The following is an 18,338-nucleotide window of genomic DNA, read 5'->3' on the forward strand; positions in this document are numbered from 1 at the left end:
TGCATCCGGCAGCGTTGTCATCGTCAGTAGCCCAGTGCCCGGTCGACCGCTTCGAGCACGCGGTCGGCGTCGGGCAGATAATACGCCTCGACCTTCGACGACGGGTACGGGGTATCGAAACCCGACACCCGAAGCACGGGGGCCTGCAGGGAGTAGAACGCGCGCTCCGCCACCGTGGCGGCGATCTCCGAGCCAACACTCACGGCTCCGGGTGCCTCCTGGCAGACGACCAGTCGACCGGTCTTCTCGACCGACGCCAGAATGGGCGCGTAGTCGATCGGGCTGAGAGAGCGCAGGTCGATGACCTCAACGCTGACGCCTTCGTCTGCCGCCACCTGGGCGGCCTGCAGTAGCGTGGCCACCATGGCGCCGTGGCCGACGAGGGTGACGTCGGTTCCGGTGCGCACAAGGCGGCTCAAATGGAGGCCGGCGGCAGACGACGTGAAGTCGACCGGGCCCTTCGGCCAGTACCTGCTCTTGGGTTCGAAGAACATGACGGGGTCGTTCGAGGCAATGGCCTCCTGGATCATCCAGTACCCGTCATTGGGCGTGCTCGGGCTGACGACGCGAAGGCCCGCGGTGTGCGCGAAGTACGCCTCAGGGCTCTCCTGGTGGTGCTCGACCGCGCCGATGTGGCCGCCGTAGGGCACGCGGATGACCACGGGCATCGGCACCGCGCCCGACGTGCGGTTGGTGATCTTGGCCAGCTGGCTGGTGATCTGGTCGAAGCCCGGGTAGATGAAGCCGTCGAACTGAATCTCGCACACCGGCCGGTAGCCGCGCATGGCGAGCCCCACGGCCGTGCCGATGATGCCCGACTCGGCCAGCGGGGTGTCGATGACCCGCTTGGTGCCGAACTCGGCCTGAAGCCCCTCGGTGACCCGAAAGACACCGCCGAGCTTGCCGATGTCTTCGCCCATGAGAAGAACCTTCTCGTCGGCGGCGAGCGCGGCACGCAGGCCCGCATTGATGGCCTTGGCCAGGGGCATCTCGAGGGGTTCAGCCATCAGATCGCCTCTTTCATCGACAGTTCGTACGCTTCGAGCCATGCCTTCTGCTCGGCGACCAGCGGGTGCGGCTCGGAGTACACCGAGTCGAAGATGGAGGCCAGTGGCGGGGCTTCGAGTTCGAGCGTGCGATGACGCAGGTCGGCCGCGAAACTCTCGGCCTCGTCGGTCACCTCGGCGAAGAAAGCGTCATCGGCCCCAAGACTGCGCAGGTACGCGGCGTACCGGATGATCGGGTCACGCTCGACCCAGTAGGCCAGCTGCTCGAGGGTCTGGTACCGCGTGGGGTCATCAGAGGTGGTGTGCGCGCCGATGCGGTAGGTGACCGCCTCGATGAGCGCGGGGCCCTGGCCCGAACGCGCCTCATCGAGGTGCTTGCGCGTGGCCGCATAGCTTGCCAGCACGTCGTTGCCGTCGATCTGCACGCTCGGCACGCCGAAGCCGCGCGAGCGGAGATAGAGCGGAATACGCGACTGCACTTCGACCGGCACCGAGATGGCCCACTGGTTGTTCTGCAGGAAGAACACCTGCGAGGTCTGGTTGCTCGCCGCGAAGACGAACGCCTCGCTCACATCGCCCTGGCTCGTGGAGCCGTCGCCGAAGTAGGTCATCACGGCGGCGTCGACCGTCGGGTCACCCGTTCCGACAAGACCGTCGAACCCCAGGCCCATGGCGTACCCGGTGGCGTGCAGGGTCTGCGAGCCGATCACCAGTGTGTAATTGCGGAAGTTGCCGTTCGACGGGTCGGTCGCATCCCACCCGCCAAGGCTCACGCCGCGCATCACCTTCACGATGTCGACGATGTCGACCCCGCGAACCAGCGCCACGGCGTGCTCTCGGTAGCTCGGGAACAGTACGTCTTGCGGGCGCGCAGCACGGGCCGAACCCACTTGCGCGGCCTCTTGGCCGTGGCTCGGCGGCCACAGCCCCATCTGCCCCTGGCGCTGCAGGTTGGTGCATTCTTCGTCGAAACGGCGCGTTATGGCCATGTCGCGATAGAACTGCAGAAAATCGTCGTGAGACAGCCCGTCGAGCTGTGAACGGTACTCCTCAGCCGCTTCGGTCGGCGCGAATGTACCGTCGACCGAGAGAAAACGTACCGTTGGCGAAACTTCGACCACGCCGGCTACCTCTGATTTCATATTGGGGACCGCTCTCACCGTACTGGCTGGGCGGCACGCCGCTTTGAGAGGTTCTGAACAATCTCTTCGGTCGAAAGCAGGAGTTTCTCCACAGATTCCGATTCTCCGATGGAGATACGGATGCCCTCGGGGTGAAACGGCCGCGCCATGATTCCGTTGCGGGTGAGAATAGCCACCGCCTCGTTCGTGTCGTCGCCGGTGGCGAGCCACACGAAGTTGCCCTGGGGCTCTGGCACCGACCATCCCTGGGCCGTGAGGCCCTTCCAGATGGTGGTGCGAAGTGCCGCGATGTGCCCCACCCGCTCGAGCAGCTCACCCTCGTGGTCGAGGGAGGCGAGGGCGGCCTGCTGCGCCTGGTGCGTCACCGAGAGCGGGATGCTGGCGCTGCGTGCAGCGTCGATGACGGCTGTCGGGCCGAGGCCGTAGCCGATGCGGAGGCCCGCGAGTCCGTAGGCCTTCGAGAACGTGCGGAGCACAACGAGGTTGGGGTAGCTGGCGAGCAGGGGAAACCCGCTGACGGCGTCGGGGTCGGTCACGAACTCGCCGTACGCCTCGTCGAGGATGACCAGCAGATCGCTCGGCACGAGCGCCATGAACTCGGCGAACTCGGTCTTCGTCACGATGGTGCTGGTGGGGTTGTTCGGGGTGCACACGATGACCAGACGGGTGCGCTCGGTGATGGCGGTGGCCATTGCCGGCAGGTCATGCCCGTGGTCTGGCCGGTTGGGCACCTGCACACTGACGGCACCGCTCATGACGGGCAGCAGCGGGTACGCCTCGAACGAGCGCCACGAGTAGATGACCTCGTCGCCCGCCCCGGCGGCCGCGATGACGAACTGCGCCAGCAGGGCCACCGACCCGGCACCGATGATGACCTGCGACAGGTCGACGTTGTGGCGGTTCGCAAGCCGGGCAGAGAGCTCGGGCGCGAAGCCGTTGGGGTAGCGGTTCAGCACTTCGTTCGCGGCTTGAGCCGCCTTCAGCACGCCCGGCAGCGGGTCGAACGGGTTTTCGTTCGACGAGAGTTTGAACCCACCCTCGACCGTCTTGCCCTGTCGGTACGCGGGCAGCGCAACGATTTCAGGGCGCAGTTTTACCGGGGGAGTGGCAGGTGCGCTCATGCTCGCATCTTACAAGCGCGGCCTGTTGCGACGCCGAATGGTCGCCCGAAAGTACAAGCGAGCACTGGTAGCGAAAGCCGACTGTCTATAAGGTTTTCATTGGCGCCTCACAACGCCGCAGACACTGGGCCCGCGCTCGCGCCGACCCCCGCTCAACGGAGAGACGCATGACACTCACCCCCCGCACCGACCGCGCAGCCACCGCCGCCTCCTCCGAAGCCACCCCCGAGGCCTCCGGATGCACGGTCAGCGCCCTCTGGGCCGGCACCCGCGGGCGCCCCGCGTTTCTGCCGACCGGGGCTCCGGCCCTGTCGTGGCAGGTCGTCAGCGCGAGCAGCGACTGGCGCCAGAGGGCCTACACGCTCGAACTCGAGCAGGGCGGGGCCACGCTCACGGCCGAGGGCACGGGGCCGGTCTCGCAGAGCATCCCGTGGCCTTTCGCGCCTCTGGCGGCATACGCAAGCGCTCGCGTCCGTGTTCGCGTGCGGGGCGCGGCTGCCGGATGCTCGGAATTCAGCCCGTGGACCGAACTGCTCACCGGGCCGTTGTCTGGCGACGACTGGGCGGCGGAGTTCATCACCGCAGAGGGTGCCCCGGGCAGCGTTGCGGATCCCGCTGAGCGCGAGCTCGGCGACGCCCCGAAACCTGCCGAGGGCGAGCCCGGCAGTGCGCCAGAAACCGCCGCGGGCGCCCCCGGCGACAGCCACGAACCGGCCTTGAACGACCCGCGCCCCACCGTGCGCTTTCGCCGGGAGTTCACCGTCGACCGCCCGATTCGCCGGGCCCTGCTCTCGGCCACCGCGCGCGGCGTCTACGAACCGGTGGTGAACGGACAGCTTGTCGGCGACGAGGTGCTGGCCCCCGGCTGGACCTCGTACGACAAGCGGCTGCTCTTTCAGACCTTCGACGTGACCGACCAGATCGTGGCCGGCACCAACGTTCTGGGTGCGACCGTGGCCGAGGGCTGGTACCGCGAGCGCTACGGTTTCGACGGGCGCTTCGCGGTCGGCTACGACGGTCCGGTGGCGCTCAGCATGCAGCTGCGCCTCGAGTATGCCGATGCACCTGCAGACGTCGACCTCCTCACCACCGACTCCTCCTGGAGCACCACCCTCGACGGCCCCACCGTCTCGGCCAGCATCTACCAGGGCGAGACCTACGACGCCCGCCGCGAAGACCTCGCGCTGGCCTCACCCGGAACACCGTTCGCCGACGCGCGGCCCGCCACGGGCATCCGGGTCGACCGCGCCCTGCTGGCCCCGGCGTCGGCACCGCCGGTTCGTCGCATCGAGAGGGTGCGCCCGGTGGAGTCGATCGCCACACCCTCTGGCGGCACCGTGATCGACTTCGGCCAGAACCTCGTGGGCTGGCTCGAGGTGACGATCGATGCCCCGGCGGGCACGGTCATCACCCTGCGTCACGCCGAGGTGCTCGAGAACGGTGAGCTGGGCATCCGGCCGCTCAGATTCGCGAGCGCGACAGACCACTACACCGCGCGGGGCGACGGGCCGGTCAGCTGGAGCCCGCGGTTCACGTTCCACGGCTTTCGTTACGCCGAGATCACCGTGCTGCCGAGCGGCAGCAGCACGCCCACCACAGGCACAGGCCCCGGCACCGGCACCTGCAGCAGCAGCACCCCCACCCCCACCACCCACATCGACCTCGATGCCGTGACGGCCGTCGTCGTGCACAGCGACATGCTGCGCACCGGCCACTTCGAGAGCAGCAACCCGCTGCTGAACCAGCTGCACGAGAACGTGCTCTGGGGCATGCGCGGCAACTTTCTGAGCCTGCCCACCGACTGCCCGCAGCGCGACGAGCGGCTGGGCTGGACAGGCGACATCCAGGTCTTCACGCCCACCGCGAGCTTTCTGTACGACTCGTCAGGCTTTCTGCAGTCGTGGCTGCGTGACCTCGCGCTCGAGCAGGAGGCGAACGGCGGCATCGTTCCCATGGTCGTGCCGGCGCCCATCACGGCGGGCGGTCCCGCGACGGCAGCCTGGGGCGACTCGGCCACCCTCGTGGCCGACGACCTCTACACCCGGTTCGGCGACCGCGCCATTCTGGCCACGCAGTACCCCGGCATGCGGGCCTGGGTCGAGGTCGTGCGCGGGCTGGCCGGCGCGAACAACCTCTGGACGGGCGGCTTTCAGTTCGGCGACTGGCTCGATCCGTCGGCTCCGCCCGAGAACCCGTCGGCCGCCAAGACCGACCCCGACATCGTGGCCACGGCCTACTACTTCAAGTCGACGCGGCAGCTCGCGGCGGCGGCCCGGGTGCTGGGGTTCGCCGAGGATGCCCGGCAGTACGCCGAGCTCGCTGAGGGCATCCGCGCCGCCTTCGTTCGCGAATACGTCACGGCGGGCGGCCGGTTGATGTCGGATGCCCACACCGCGTACGCCATCACGATTGCGTTCGGGCTGGTCACCGACCCCGCCGAGGTGAAGCGCGTTGGGGCTCGCCTCGCCGAGCTGGTGCGGGCGTACGGATACCGCATCCGCACCGGATTCGTGGGCACCCCGCTCATCTGTGATGCCCTCGCGGCCGCCGGCCAGAGCGACGTGGCCTACCGCCTGCTGCTCGAAACCGACTGCCCATCGTGGCTATACCCCCTCTCGATGGGCGCGACCACCATCTGGGAGCGCTGGGACAGCATGCTGCCCGACGGCACCATCAACCCGGGCGAAATGACCTCGTTCAACCACTACGCGCTCGGCGCCGTGGCCGACTTCATGCAGCGCCAGATCGCCGGCATCGCCCCCGGCACCCCTGGCTACGAGACCATCGACATCAGGCCGGTCGTGGGCGGCGGGCTCAGCTCGGCCGGCGCCACCCTCGAGACCGGGTTCGGGCGGGTCGCGGTCTCGTGGAGCATCGAAGGCAGCACCTTCACGCTGGCAGCGAGCATCCCGGCCAACAGCAGGGCACGGGTCTGGATGCCCGGCAGCACCACTGCGGTCGAAGTTGGCAGCGGCGACCACACCTTCAGCACGGCCCTCGCGCCGCAACCCGAGGCGCCGCGCACGTTCGACCTCGACTCCTCGCTGGCCGACATCGTCTCGTCGCCCGCCGCGAGCGCCGTCGTGAAGCGCGTCTTCGCCGAGACCGGCTACTTCATCGGCCTCGGCTGGACAGACTCGGGCCGCTGGCTCACCGACAGCCGCCTGGGCTCGTCGCTCGTCATGTTCTCCGACGCCAACAAGAAACTGCTCGCCGACGCCCTCGCCACCCTCCGCTGAGCCGCTGCTACGGAAGGGCGATCAGGCGCACCGCGATGTACTGGCGGCGCGGCAGCGGCACGCGAAACGAGCCACTGAAGGCGCCGGTGAGGCGCTCGGTGGTCATGTTCCAGGTGTCGATGACATCGACCGAGTACCGGCGACCCGCGGGCGCCGTGATGTCGCGGTAGCTCGGCCGATTGAAGCCGAAGTACGCGATTCGGTAGTCGTCGCCGGCGCCACCCCACGGAACATCCCAGTCGCCCGGCAGCGGGTCGAGCACGCCGTTCGGCGCCGACGCGATGACCGACGCCAGAAACGCGATGCGCTCGGGCGACGACCCCACGAGCACGCCGCCCTTCGACCACCACAGTTCGTCGCGGTCGTTCAGGTATGTCTCGCCGTGCCCCACGTAGCCGCCGCGCACCGCGCCCTCCCAGAACCGGCGCACCATCTCCTCGCCGGTGATGTTGCCCCAGCCCTGGTCGATGTCGCCCTCATAGGCGCACTCGTCGATGACCACCGGCTTGCCCCACTGTTCGCGCCAGGCATCCGTGTTCTCTGAGGTGCGGTACACGTCGATGCGCTGGATGCTCGAATGCGTCACCCAGGGCCTCGAGTAGTCGTAGAAACCGAAGCAGTTGTGTATCGACAGCAGGTGCCCGGCGGGGTCGTTCGAGGTGATGACCCCGGCCATCCGCTCCCAGTCGTCGCCCTTCTTCGACCAGAGCAGGTCGTATTCGTTGGCGAGTGACCACCACACCGCGCGGTATGCACCGAGCCGCCTGACCACGTATGACACGAACCGGTCGTCTGCCGCGCGGCCCATGTCGGAGAACCCCCAGCGGTCGTACGCGTGAAAGAGAATGAGGTCGGTTTCGATGCCCAGTGCCTGAAGCTGCAGGATGCGCCCCTCGAGGTGCTCGAAGTACGCCGGGTTGAACCGGGTGTAGTCCCAGCCGTCGTCAACAGATCCTTCGTACGGGTAGAGCTCGGGCTCGTTCGCATTGAAGAGGTACGACTTCGGAAACACGCACATTCGCACCTTCGTGAACGCCGTCTCGGCGAGGGTGGCGAGGGTCTGCTCTTCGAGGGCGGCTGTCTGGCTCGTCCACGCGTACGCCGTGGTGCCGATGGGCAGGTAGCGCGTGCCGTCGGCGTACGCGAAGTGAAAGGTGTCGGCCACGCGTACGGGCCCCCGGATGCCCGGCTCGGCCGGCCCCGCAACAAAACTGCCCACCAGACCGTCGAGCGACCGGGCGTTCGACGCGGTAGTGAAACTCCACTCGCCTTCGGCCTCTGGCATGAACCGGATGCCGTACCGGCCGCCCCCGTCGTAGAAGCCGCCCACCCGAACGCCGCCAGCACCGCCAGCACCGCCCACCCGAACGCCGCCAGCACCGCCAGCCGCGCCAGCCGCGCTACCGCCGCCAGCCACGTCACCGCCGCCCACCCACGTGAACACGGCCGTCAGCTCTACATCGACGAACGGATTGCCGTGCGACGGCCCCTCGAACACGATCTCGAACGGCGCCCACACGCTGCAGACCCCGGCGTACGAGAACACGGCCGAGGCCCGCTGCACCCCGAGCTCTTCGTAGTCGCCCTGCGGCACGATGGCGGGCGCCTCGACCCGCACCCGCGGCGTAGCCGACTCCACCGCGGCGAGCGCGGCCCACAGTTGAGCGGCCCGTGCCTCGTCGAGCGCGCCGCCGCCGAACGCAGCCACCTGCGCGAGCGACAGCGCCCGCATCTGCAGCAGCAACGGCGAGTTCGTCACCCCGGGCAGGTAGGCCTGCAGCAGGGCGCGGGCCTCCTCGTTGTCGAGCACATCGCTCAGCGTGGATTCGGCCGTGTACCCCACAGTTCTAGTCTTCGCTTCCCACATAGTCGAACGACGAGAACGCCACGCTGCCGGCGGTGGCGTAGAGCCCCACCACGCGCCCGGTGAACGACGCCGCGGTCTCCGCCGTGAGGTAGCGACCGTCGAGGTCGGCGAGGTGCACCACGGCGTCGCCGACGGATGCCCAGAGCAGCACTCTGTCGCTCGACATCGCCCGGGGCGAGAAGCCTCCACCGGTGTTGACCGAGTCGAGGTGCAGCGTGACGGGCCCCGCCGGCAGCGTGGCTTCGAACGTCTGCTCGAACCCCGAGAGCCGGGCGCGGGCCACGATGCGGTTGCCCGTCTCGCCGCCTGCCGCACCGCCCGCCGCGCTGCCAGCGGCGTCGCCAGCCTCGCTGCCCGTCACCTCGATCTCGTAGTGGTGGTCTTCGTCGTAGCGGGCGGCGAGGCCGCCGGTGCCGCCAGCGGCGTCGACCACGGTCGTGAAGGCGGCGGTCTGGTTGAGCTGACGACGACCCACGAAGGTGGGGCGCGGGTCGTCGAGAGTCGATCCGTCGGAGTCGATGACGAGCCAGCCGGGCCGTGCGGTGAGCGAGGCCACCGAGGTGGTCTCGCGGCGAATGGCGAGCCACCCGTCGTCGAGCACGGGCACGGGTGCGGCATCCAGAGCCGGCGTCGGCGTCGGAACTGAGGCAGCGCCCGCAGAAACCGACTCCACAACAGCACCCTCAGCGCCGAACGTCAGCGCGTACGACGTGCTGCCCGCCCGGGGTCGCAGCACCACGGGCTGGGCGACGGGCCAGCCGTCGACCCACTCGATGCTCGACACGAACGTCTCGCGCCCGAGGGCCGAGAACGCCTGAGTGCCGCCGCGCGGCCGCATGCCGAGCAGCACGATCGAGGTCTGGCCGTCGGGTGTCTCGACGAGGTCGCCGTGGCCGGTGTTCTGAATGGGCCGGTTGGTGCTGCGCGCGCTCAGAAAGGGGTTGCCCGCGAAACCCTCGAACGGGCCCTCTGGCGACGTGCCGCGCGCGATGCTCTCGCCGTGGCCGCGCTCGGTGCCGCCCTCGGCGATCATCAGGTACCAGAACTCCCCTCGCCGGTAGAGATGGGGTGCCTCGGGAAACTTCAGGCCCGTGCCGGCCCACAGCGAACGCGGCTCTTCGAGCGCGACGCCCTTGACCAGGTCGACCTTCACCTGTTGAATGCCGAGGTGCTTGCCGAGGTCGGGGCCCTTCGTGATGAGGCCGGAGAAGGTGACGTACGCCGTACCCTCGTCATCCCAGTTCAGGTCGGGGTCGATTCCTTCGATGCCCTCGAGAACGATGCCGTCGCTCCAGCGGCCCGCCGGGTCGGTGGCCGTGTAGAGCATGCAGCCGCGGCCCATGGCGATCGTGACGATCACGTAGAAGAGCCCATCGCGGTACCGGATGGTCGGGGCCCAGACTCCGCCGGCCGTGACCACGTTCTCGAGCTCGGCCTGCTCCATACGCGTGATGACGTTGCCGATCTGGCTCCACGTGACGAAGTCGGTGCTGTGGTAGACGGGGATGCCGGGCAGGTACTCGAAGGTCGAGGTGACAATGTAGTAGTCGTCGCCGACCTTCACCACGCTCGGGTCTGGGTTGAAACCCGGGATCAGGGGGTTCGGGTACTCCGTCATGACAGCAGTTCCACTTCTTCGGTGTGCGGGAGGGTACCGACCGAGGTGCCGATCGACACGGCGAACGTGCCGGCCTCATACTGCCAGCCGGCGTTCCAGTACGCGAGAAGCCGCACGGGCACGGTGACCGTGACCCGCTCGGAGGCGCCTGCAGGGAGCTCGACCGGCGCGAAACCGACCAGCCAGCGAACCGGGCGGTCGACCGCAGAACCGGGTCGGGAGACGTACACCTGCACAACGTGTTTGCCGGCGCGCGCACCCGTGTTGGTGACGGTCAGCGAGGCCTCGAAGTCGCCACCGGGAACCGCCGTGGGCGTCACCGCCGCGTCACTCGTGCTGAACGTCGTGTAGCCGAGGCCGTGACCGAACTCGAATGCGGGCGTGACACCGGCCTTCAGCCAGGCGCGGTACCCGATGTGGATGCCTTCGGCGTAGACCAGCTTGCCGTCGACCTGGTTGGTGTCGAGCACGGGCACGTCGGCTGTGGCGGCAGGCCAGGTGGTGGGCAGGCGCCCACCCGGCTCGACGAGCCCGGTGAGCACGTCGGCGACAGCGTTGCCGAACTCCTGGCCACCGAAGTAGCCCACGAGCAGGGCGGCCACGTCGCCCTGCCAGGGCAGCAGCACCGGCGCACCCGCGTTGACGACCACCACGGTGCGGGGGTTCACGGCCGCGACGGCCCGAACCAGGGCATCCTGATGCCCGGGAAGAGCGAGCGAGTCGCGGTCGTAGCCTTCTGACTCGACACGGGAGTTCGTGCCCACCACCACCAGGGCGACCTCGGCGCTGCGGGCGGCTTCGACAGCCTCGGCGATCAGCGCGGCCGGGTCGGCATCGTCGGGCTCGACGCCGAACGTGAAGGCGAGGGCACCCGACAGAGCGCCGTCGCCACCGGCGATCTCGTATTCGATGCGCAGGTCAACAGGCTTTCCCGCTTCAACCGAAACCGGGGCCGAGGTCGACGGCGGCGAGAGAAAGGCGGCGCCGAGATCGGTTCCCTCGGCCTCGACGGTGTCTTCGACGAGCAGAGTGCCGTCGACCCACACACGGCCCGTGCCCACGGCCGAGAAGCCGAGGCGAATCACGCCCGACTCGGCCGGCGTGTAGGTGGTGGTGATGTCGAGCAGCGCCGACTCACCGATGGGAGCGGTGCCACCGAACCAGATGAGCGACGTGGCCTGGCGCACCTCGCTCAGCAGCACGGTGCCGTCGGCCGCGAGGAAGCGGGTGAGAACTCCCGGTTCAGCGGTACCCGTCACCGTGAGGGTCTCAATCGGCAGGGCAGCGATGCCCTCCTGAACCACTGCACCGACCGAGTAGCTGACCGGCACACCGGGCAGGGCCGACCGGATGCCCTCCAGCGGTGACACCACATGTTCGGGTATCACCGTGGCGCTGCCGCCGCCCTGGCTGCGGGCGTACTTCGCATTGTGACCGATGACGGCCACCGAGCCGATCTCGCTCGGGTTCCACGGCAGTTCGCCGTTGTTCGTGAGCAGCACGGTACCGGCCGCAGCGGCCTCGCGAACGAACGCGATTCCGTCTTCGACCAGCACGGGGGCGGCGACCGCGGGCTCGAAGCCCTCGAGCGCGCCCACCCGGGCGGCGAGCTGCAGCAGGCGCAGCACTTTGCGGTCGATCGACGATTCGTCGACCTCGCCGGCGCGAACGGCAGCCACCAGGGCGTCGCCCCAGGCACCGACCGGCCCGGGCATGGCGAGGTCTTGCGAGGCGTTGGCGCTGGCGATGCTGCGAACACCCGTCCAGTCGCTGATCACGACGCCGTCGAAACCCCATTCGCTGTTCAGCGGGGTCTCGAGCAGGTCGTTCTCGCTGGCGGTGACCCCGTTGATGAAGTTGTACGAACTCATGACCAGCCACGCGTGGGAGTCGACGATGGATTTCTCGAAGGCCAGCAGGTAGAGCTCACGAAGGGCGCGGTCATCAACGACCACGTCGATCGTGAAGCGGTCGTTCTCCGAGTCGTTCGCGACGAAGTGCTTGGGGGTCGCGCCGACACCGTTCGACTGCACGCCGGTCACATAGGCTGCGGCGAGCTCCGCTGTCAGCACAGGGTCTTCGCTGAATGCCTCGAAGTGCCGGCCACCGAGGGGCGAACGGTGCAGGTTGATGGTCGGCCCGAGCACCACGTCGACACCCTTGCGGCGGGCCTCGACGGCGGCGGCGGCACCGTAGCGGGCGGCCATCTCGTTGTCCCAGGCTGACGACAGTGTCGTCGCCGACGGCAGGCTGAGCGAGGGGCTCCGTTCGTCCCACACCTCGCCGCGCACGCCGGAGGGGCCGTCGCTGACGAGAATGCGGCGCAGGCCGATCTTGGCCATGGGCCAGGTTGTCCAGAAGTCGCGCCCGGTGAGCAGCAGTATCTTCTCATCGAGGGTCAGCTCGGCCAGAAGGGCGTCGAGCCGGTCGTCGAGTACGGCGACGCGGTGCGCATCGACCAATTCGTAAGTCACGGGTTCTGCTTCTCTCTGTGGTTTTCGGTGAGGTTCGTGGTGAAGAGGCGCACATCCCAGGGCCCGAACGTGACCGCGGCGCCTTCGGCGAGCACGGTGTCGTCGAGCAGGTCGCGAAGGCCCGTCGGTGCGCTGGCCGACAGCGACTGCCACGACCAGTTGTGCACCACGAAGATGCGGTCGCCGGCGGCGGTCGATGAGCTCGCCACCGTGATGCTGGGCGGCAGGTCGGCCCAGCCGGCGATGGGTTCGGGAACCAGCCAGCGCATCAGTGCCTCGGCGAGCGACTGGTTCGGAAGCGTGCCCACCACAGTCACGTCTCCGATCCCGTGCGTGCGAGTCGTGATGGCCGGCCACTGGCCGAAGTGCGGGTGTTCGTAGCTGACGAGCGGGGTGGCATCGGTGACGTTCAGGCCGTCGATCCACGCCGTCGCGCGAGCATCGGTGGGCAGGTCGAACGACGTGTCGCCCTCGGGGTCGGCCACCGACAGGGCGATGTCGGAGTTCAGGTTCGCAAACTCGTCGTACCAGATGCCCGACGCGTCGGTCAGCAGCGCCGGCTTGACCTCGACGCGGGCACGGCCCTCGCGGTCGGCGTACGCCGTGCGCGGCCCGAGAACGAGGTGTCCGCCGGCAGCAGCGTAGGCGTCGAGCCACTCGAGTTCGTCGTCAGCCGCCGTAAAGAAGGCTGGCACGACGAGTACCGGATGCTCTGCCGCGAACCCGCGCGCGGTCGTGGTCGCTCCCCGAGACGCGAACAGCTGCTGCGGCCGCACGAGGCGAACCTGCACCCCGGCGTCGAACGCCCCCCGGTAGAACGAGGCCACGATGCGGCGGTAGGAGTCGGTGTCGAAGAACTGCCCGGGCGCTTGGAACGGCGCCTGTGAAGAAAGCGCCCACTTGCTGTCGGAGTCGTACAGAATGGCGATGTCGGCATCCGGAATCGACGCGGCAACGGCCTCGCCGGCCTTGGTGATCTCGGCGCCGAGCTCGGCGATCTCGGCGTAGGTGCGGCCGGGAACCTGGCTGTGCGGCAGAATTCCGCCCCAGTACGTCTCTGCCCCGAAGTGCAGGGTGTGCCAGTGCCAGTACTCGATCATGCGGGCGCCGCGCGAGATGAGCGCCCACGCCGCCTGCTTCCACTGCCCGTCGTAGGGTGAGAAGTTCAGCTGCGACCAGCCGATCGACGAGGCGTTCGTCTCGGTGATCAGAAACGGGCCCTGCTTCGACGAGTACATGACATCGGCGAGGTGAAAGAGCGCCCAGGTGCCCTTCACGATCCAGCCGTTCTCGCGCGCAGCGCTGCTCGGGTGCTCGAGTGAGTCTTCCATCTCGTAGTACGCGTTGCCCGAGGCGATGTCGAGGCGGGCAGAGAGCTCCACATCTTCGACGCCGAGCTGGTCGTACGAGATGCAGGTGGTGACGAACTTCGTCGGCGCGACCAGCGTGCGCACGATGTCGGCCTGCCATCCGATGAATTCGGTGACGAGTTTCGCCTGAAACCGGCGCCACGCCAGGTCGTACTGCGGCTGAAAATTGCCATCGGGGCGCCACAGGTCGGCCCACGTCGAGAGCCGGTGCGACCAATAGACGAGGCCCCACTCGGTGTTGAGTGTCTCGACGTCGCCGTAGGTGTGTCGAAGCTCGTCGACGAAGCGCTGAAAGACGCCTTCGTTGTAGAGCAACCGGATGCCCGGCTCATTGTCTACCTGAACACCGAACACCGCGGGGTGGTCGGCGTAGCGACCGATCACCTGGCGAATGATGCGCTCTGCATAGAAGAGGTACGCGGGGTTGGTGAAATCCATCTCCTGGCGCATGCCCCAGCCCATGGGCTTGCCGGTTTCGACGTCGGCCGCCACCTCGGGGTGCAGCCGCTTCATCCACATCGGGATGGCATAGGTCGGCGTGCCGAGAATGACTCCGATGCCGCGCGCGTGCGCCGCATCGAGCACGGGTTCGAGCCAGTCGAGGTCGAAGACGCCCGGTTCGGGCTCCCACGTCGACCAGACCGACTCGCCGACACGAATGACCGTGAATCCGGCCGCCTGCATCAGATCCATGTCGGTTTCGAGACGCGGGCTCGGCTGGTATTCGGCATAGTAGGCCGCACCGAAACGGATCGCCGGGGCATCCTTCTCGGTGTCGTTGTCGTGTGCCATCTAGAGCACGCCCGCCTGCAGGTTCTGCTCGGCCTGAACCGCGAGCAGTCGCTGGCGATCGGCGCGGCGCTGCTCCTGCCGCACCGGGTCGGGCACGGGCGCGGCGAGAAAGAGCCGCTGGGTGTACGGATGCTCGGGGCGGGCCGTCACCTGGTCGGCGTCGCCCCACTCCACGATCTCGCCGTGGTACATCACTGCGACGCGATGGCTGAGGCTGCGCACAACCGCAAGGTCGTGCGACACGAAGAGGTAGGCGACGCCGGTGCGCTCCTGAATCTCTTTGAACAGCTCGAGCACGCGGGCCTGCGTCGAGAGGTCGAGCGCCGACACGGGCTCGTCGCAGACGATCAGGCGCGGCTCGAGGGCGAGGGCGCGCGCGATGGCGATGCGCTGGCGCTGGCCTCCGCTGAACTCCCGCGGCAGACGGTCTGCGGCGCTGGTGGGCAGGCCCACCTGGTCGAGCAGGTCGCGCACCCGCTTCGAGGCGTCGCGCTGCGAGACCTTTCGAACGGTTAGGGGCTCGACGAGAATCTGTTCGATCGTCAGCGACGGGTTGAGCGAGGTGTACGGGTCTTGAAAGACCACCTGAATCTCGCTCGACAGCGCGCGGCGCTCACCTCGGCTGAGGTGCGCGATGTCTTTACCCCGATACAGGATGCTGCCGCTGGTCACCGGCGCCAGCCCCAGCACTGCGCGGCCGAGGGTGGTCTTGCCCGAACCCGACTCGCCCACGAGGCCCACGGTCTCGCCGGGACGAATATCGAGCGACACTCCCTTCAGGGCGCGGAACGGCTCTTTTCGAAAGCCTTTGATCGGGTAGTCGACGACCACGTTCGTGATGTCGAGCAGCACATCGGTCACTTGGAGGCTCCTTTACCAATGGTTTCGAGCACGATGGTCTCGACCGAAGGGGTGTCTTGTAATGGCTCGCGCGCATCGCCGTCTTCGAGAATCGCCTCGAACAACGACTGGGTGTACGGATGCTCGGGCTGGGCGAAGATCGTACGCACTGGCCCCGTCTCCACGATTCGCCCGTTGCGCATCACCGAGACGCGGTCGCAGAGGTCTGCCACCACGCCGAAGTTGTGCGTCACGAGCACGACGCCCATGGTGAGCTCGCTCTGCAGTTCGCGGAGCAGATCGAGAACCTCGGCCTGAACCGTGACATCCAGAGCCGTTGTGGGCTCGTCGGCAATGAGCAAGTCGGGATTGCACGACACGGCGCCGGCGATCAGCACACGCTGGGCCATGCCACCGGAAACCTCGTGCGGGTACGCCGTGAACGTGCGCTCCGGGTTCGGAATACCCACGCGGGCGAGCAGCTGAAGGGCACGCGCGGTGGCCTCTTTCTTGCTGAGGCCGAGGCAGACGCGCATGGGCTCGACCAGCTGGCTGCCGATGGTGAACGAAGCATCGAGGTTCGACATGGGCTCTTGCGGAATGTAGGCGATCTTCTTGCCGCGAAGGGCCGTCATCTCTTTCTCGCTGGCCTTGGCGAGGTCTTTGCCCTCGAAGAAGATCGAGCCGCCCACCACCCGGCCGCCGTCGGGCAGCAGACGGAGGATCGACCAGGCGGTCTGCGTCTTGCCCGAACCCGACTCGCCGATCAGACCGTGAACCTCGCCGCGGCGAACCACGAGCGACACATCGTTCACAACGGTCGTGACTGAGCCATCGGCTTGGTCGTAACCCACGGCGAGGTCGGTGATGCGCAGAAGTTCTTCGCCCAGCGCGGCCTCAGTGCGGGCATCGTCGGGGTGGCTGACCACGAGCTCGTGCTCGACGAGAACCTGGGCGCGCTTCGTGGCTCCGCGGCGCTTCTTACTGCCGGAGCTGCGCTCGAGCTCGTCGCGCATGGCGTTGGCGAGCAGTGTCAGCGCGACCGAGGTGAGGGCGATGGCCAGGGCCGGCCAGAGCAGCAGAGTGGGGTTCTTGTAGATGTTCGCGAAGCCGTCGTTCAGCATGCTTCCCCAGCTGGGCACGTTCGTGTCACCGAGGCCGAGAAATTCGAGGCCCGCCTGAATGGCGATGGCGATACCGGTGATCATGGCGGCCTGAATGATGATGGGCGCGCGAACCACGGTGAAGATGTGCCGCGCAATGATGCGTGCGTCGCTGAGGCCAGAGACCCGCGCCGCGTCGACGTACAGTTCGTTGCGCACGGCGGAGACAGAGGCGTAGACGAGCCGAAAGAAAGCGGGGGAGATGAGAACGCCGAAGATGCCCATGGCGAGCCACATCGACGGGCCGAGAACCGCACGGGCAGCCAGCAGCACCACGAAGCCGGGCAATGCCATGACCAGACCGGCGACCCACGACGAGACCGAGTCGAACCATCGGCCGAAGTACCCGGCGATCAAGCCGCTGGTCACACCGATGACGGCGGCCACCACGAGGGTGACGAGGGCCCCGGCGAGGCTGAATCGACTGCCGTAGAGCAGCCGGGCGAGAACGTCGCGGCCGGCACTGTCAGCGCCGAGCGGATGCGCCGCCGAGGCGTGGGCGAGAACATCCTGAAGCGACGCGGCGTTCGGGTCGGCCGACGTGATGACCCCGGCCAGAATGGCGCTCAGCACGATGAGCGCGAGAAAGATCATCGCGACGAGGCCAGAGGGGTTCTTCAGCAGGCGGCGAAAAAGACTGATGCGCGCGGAACGCTCTTCTTCGGCCACTGTGAGGGTGGGGCCTTGCAGCGGTATTGCTTGAGTCATGAGAGTCGCACTTTCGGGTTGAGAAAGCCCTGCAGCAGGTCGATGATCAGGTTCACGACGACCACGATGATGGCCGTTGCCACAACGAGCCCCATCACGAGCGGAATATCACCCTGGGTGGTGGCGATGACCGCCACCTGGCCGAGGCCCGGGATGGCGAAGATCTGTTCGATGATCACTGCTCCACCGAAGAGGCCGACGAACTGCACCGCGAGAATGGCCAGAGCCGGGCCGCCGGCGTTGCGCAGAACGTGTTTGTAGACCACGCGGGTGTTGGAGAGGCCGCGGCTGCGCAGGGTACGAACGTAGTCCTGGCGAAGGGCATCGATGACCGAGCCGCGAATCTGTTGGGTGACCCCGGCGATACCGCCCAACGCGAGCGCAATGATCGGCAGTGTCACGGTGGCTGCCCAGCCACCGGGCGACGTCGCGAACTGCACGAAGCCCGTCGGCTTGAATATCTTGAGGTCGATGGCGAAAACGGTGACCAGGGCGAGGGCCACAAGAAATCCGGGAATGGCGAAGCCCAGAATGGTGAAGATCTGCACGACCCTGTCGACCCAGCCGCGGCGGGTCGCCGCCAGTACGCCCAGAATGACCGAGACGATGGCCGAGATGATGGTCGCGCCGATCACCAGCGAGAGGGTGACCGAGAGCCGCGAGGTGATCGCGGCGGTCACGGGCTGCGAGGTGAACCACGACGACCCGAGGCTACCGGTCACGGCATGGCTCAGCCACTGGCCGTACTGCACGAACAGCGGCTGATCGAGGCCGAGGGCGTGCGCCTTCTGGGCGACCGTGGCCGCCGTGGCCGACTGCCCCAGAATGCGGCGGGCGATGTCGCCGCCGCCGAGGTAGAGCAGCAGGTACGCCACTGTCGAGATGACGAAGATGAGAATGACGCCTGACAGCAGTCGTCTCAAGATGAATCTGATCACCGGTGATCCTCGGAGTCGGTCGGTCTGGCGGGGCGGGGGCCTCGGGCGAGAACCCCGCA

General features: G+C 67.8%; 11 protein-coding genes. 1 reads left to right on the top strand and 10 read right to left on the bottom strand.

The window, feature by feature from the left end; all coding sequences use genetic code 11:
- Nucleotides 1–23: 23 nt before the first annotated feature.
- From QN358_RS01950 to QN358_RS01960, 3 genes are read right to left on the bottom strand one after another with little or no spacing between them, the layout of a single operon-like run.
- Nucleotides 24–1,007, bottom strand: coding sequence for an alpha-ketoacid dehydrogenase subunit beta (locus QN358_RS01950; protein WP_323511432.1), 984 nt, complete (start codon nt 1,005–1,007; stop codon nt 24–26).
- Nucleotides 1,007–2,149 carry a thiamine pyrophosphate-dependent dehydrogenase E1 component subunit alpha gene (locus tag QN358_RS01955; RefSeq protein WP_416351943.1) on the bottom strand — a complete coding sequence of 381 codons (1,143 nt, stop codon included), beginning with the start codon at nt 2,147–2,149 and terminating at the stop codon, nt 1,007–1,009. Before QN358_RS01955 ends, QN358_RS01950 begins: the two co-directional genes overlap by 1 nt.
- 14 nt (nt 2,150–2,163) lie before the next feature.
- The gene (locus QN358_RS01960) at nt 2,164–3,270 is read right to left on the bottom strand and encodes a histidinol-phosphate transaminase (protein ID WP_323511434.1); all 1,107 of its coding nucleotides are present in this window, start codon (nt 3,268–3,270) and stop codon (nt 2,164–2,166) included.
- 167 nt (nt 3,271–3,437) lie between these two features.
- Here QN358_RS01960 and QN358_RS01965 point away from each other — a divergent pair, with 167 nt between their 5' ends.
- Nucleotides 3,438–6,509: a family 78 glycoside hydrolase catalytic domain gene (locus QN358_RS01965; RefSeq protein WP_323511435.1), complete on the top strand. Its 3,072-nt coding sequence runs from the start codon at nt 3,438–3,440 to the stop codon at nt 6,507–6,509.
- A gap of 7 nt (nt 6,510–6,516) precedes the next feature.
- Here the strand turns inward: QN358_RS01965 and QN358_RS01970 are convergent, their stop codons facing one another.
- The 7 genes from QN358_RS01970 to QN358_RS02000 form a co-directional block, all read right to left on the bottom strand.
- Nucleotides 6,517–8,352, bottom strand: coding sequence for a DUF5605 domain-containing protein (locus QN358_RS01970; RefSeq protein ID WP_323511436.1), 1,836 nt, complete (start codon nt 8,350–8,352; stop codon nt 6,517–6,519).
- 4 nt (nt 8,353–8,356) lie between these two features.
- Entirely contained in the window at nt 8,357–9,994 is a 1,638-nt protein-coding gene (locus QN358_RS01975) for a glycoside hydrolase family 43 protein (protein ID WP_323511437.1), read from the bottom strand.
- Complete coding sequence (locus QN358_RS01980) at nt 9,991–12,336, bottom strand: glycoside hydrolase family 3 protein (RefSeq protein ID WP_323511454.1); 2,346 nt, start codon at nt 12,334–12,336, stop codon at nt 9,991–9,993. The genes QN358_RS01975 and QN358_RS01980 overlap by 4 nt, the downstream gene beginning before the upstream one ends.
- 128 nt (nt 12,337–12,464) lie before the next feature.
- Nucleotides 12,465–14,630: a beta-galactosidase gene (locus QN358_RS01985; RefSeq protein ID WP_323511438.1), complete on the bottom strand. Its 2,166-nt coding sequence runs from the start codon at nt 14,628–14,630 to the stop codon at nt 12,465–12,467.
- Nucleotides 14,631–15,491 carry an ATP-binding cassette domain-containing protein gene (locus QN358_RS01990; protein WP_323511439.1) on the bottom strand — a complete coding sequence of 287 codons (861 nt, stop codon included), beginning with the start codon at nt 15,489–15,491 and terminating at the stop codon, nt 14,631–14,633. It abuts the gene before it with no gap.
- Nucleotides 15,488–17,341 carry a dipeptide/oligopeptide/nickel ABC transporter permease/ATP-binding protein gene (locus QN358_RS01995; RefSeq protein WP_323511440.1) on the bottom strand — a complete coding sequence of 618 codons (1,854 nt, stop codon included), beginning with the start codon at nt 17,339–17,341 and terminating at the stop codon, nt 15,488–15,490. The genes QN358_RS01990 and QN358_RS01995 overlap by 4 nt, the downstream gene beginning before the upstream one ends.
- A complete protein-coding gene (locus tag QN358_RS02000; RefSeq protein ID WP_136640236.1) occupies nt 17,338–18,279 on the bottom strand; it encodes an ABC transporter permease in 942 nt (313 codons plus the stop codon). The genes QN358_RS01995 and QN358_RS02000 overlap by 4 nt, the downstream gene beginning before the upstream one ends.
- Between the last annotated feature and the right edge of the window lie 59 nt (nt 18,280–18,338).

This window comes from Subtercola sp. RTI3 (assembly GCF_035018625.1).
Classification (GTDB): domain Bacteria; phylum Actinomycetota; class Actinomycetes; order Actinomycetales; family Microbacteriaceae; genus Subtercola; species Subtercola vilae.